This window comes from Cupriavidus sp. R6-3 (assembly GCF_059772245.1).
The window spans coordinates 1-1,399 of the sequence record NZ_JCBAJO010000440.1 but is presented as its reverse complement, the minus strand read 5'-3'; the positions used below and the strand labels follow the sequence as shown (position 1 = coordinate 1,399).

General features: G+C 70.9%; 1 protein-coding gene. It reads right to left on the bottom strand.

Going from position 1 to position 1,399, the window contains the following annotated elements; translation table 11 throughout:
- Nucleotides 1-1,095 (bottom strand): hypothetical protein (locus AC6EI8_RS26490; protein WP_498383394.1); only part of this gene is annotated, 1,095 nt, incomplete at its 3' end.
- Between the last annotated feature and the right edge of the window lie 304 nt (nt 1,096-1,399).

The window sequence follows — 1,399 nt, the reverse complement described above, 5'->3', positions numbered from 1 at the left end:
CGCGGCGCTGTCGCTGAGCCGCTGCGACCCGGGTCCGGCAAGGGCGACCATCACGTCGAGCGCGGGACCGGCGGGCAAGGCCCGCGCGGCCTCCAGCAGATCGCACCACAGTCGATGCGCCGCCGGCTCGTCCCGGACATAACCTGCTTCCCACTGAACGTCGAGCGTATCCGCGAGGCCGGCCAGCACGGCAGCCTGCTCGCTCCATGAGGGCTCGCCGTCGGGCGTCTGCAGTCGAGCACGGGCCTGCAGGAACTGCTGCACGCGCTCGTCGGCGCGCGTTGCGCGGACGAACGGAAAACGCCGCAGTATCTGCGCCAGCACGGCACCGCGGTCGGGCATGGGCAGCTGCAGCGCCTCATCGATCCACTCGTCGACATCCGGCATCGCGTCCTGCGTCAGCGAGGCGATACGCAGGCATGCGATCAGCGGCTCGGCGCGCTGCGCGGGCGGCAGGTGCTCCACCGCCAGCAACAGCGGCAAGGCGCCGCGTGGATGGCAAACCAGTTCCTCGCAACGAGCCAGGCCCTGCATGACGCCGACCACGGGCCGTGCCCGCAGCGGGGCAGGCAGCCGCGCAATGCCTTCGAGCAGGACATCGCGTGCGGCCGCGACCATGCCGCCATCCAGCCTCGGCAGGCGTTCGGCCAGCGCACACAGCGCGTTCGCCCGGTTGGCATCGGACAGCAGCGGGTCGCGCAGCGCTCGCACGGTGTACCTGAGCGTCGACAGGCTCGACACGCAGGCGATGCGCCAGCCGACGCGGGCCGTCACGGTGCACGATGCCAGCGCCTGATGCGTGCGCTTGTGGGTCAGGCGCAGCGCATCGAGCGCCTGCCATGGCAGGAAGCTGCCGACATGGGCGACGAGTTCCGCGGGCAGGCGATGCCAGCCGGTGCTGGTCTGCGCATCGGGCCCGGCATCGGCGTCGGCATCGGCGTTGGCACCGACACCGGCATTGGCGCTGGCATGGGAGTTGGCAGGGGGACCGACATTGGCATCGGCATGGGCATCGGCGGTTGCCTGCGCGCCGGATTCGTTCGATGCCGAAGGGATCGTACAGGCGGGGAAATACGGAGCGATGGGATCTGGCATGGCGTATGACCTCGGAGAGGGCAACGCCGACGCGTGGCTGCCGTGCCCGGTGGGGGTCCACCATGATGAAGGGACGATGCACTCGGAGGGCAGGCGTCGGCGACGATCGGCTCGAATGCCAGACGGCGGGCCAAGGGACCCCGCATTCGAGCGAGGCGCCATTGTGTTGGCCTCGCCGGACGCTCTCTTTCGATTTGCAGCGGCGGCTTGCTGCCACGGCCGCGCCTGCAGGGCCGCCTGTGGCTTTGTGTGGGCCGCGCGTCAGGCCCCGGCCGGCAGCGCATCAGGCCCCGGCTTGCCCCAG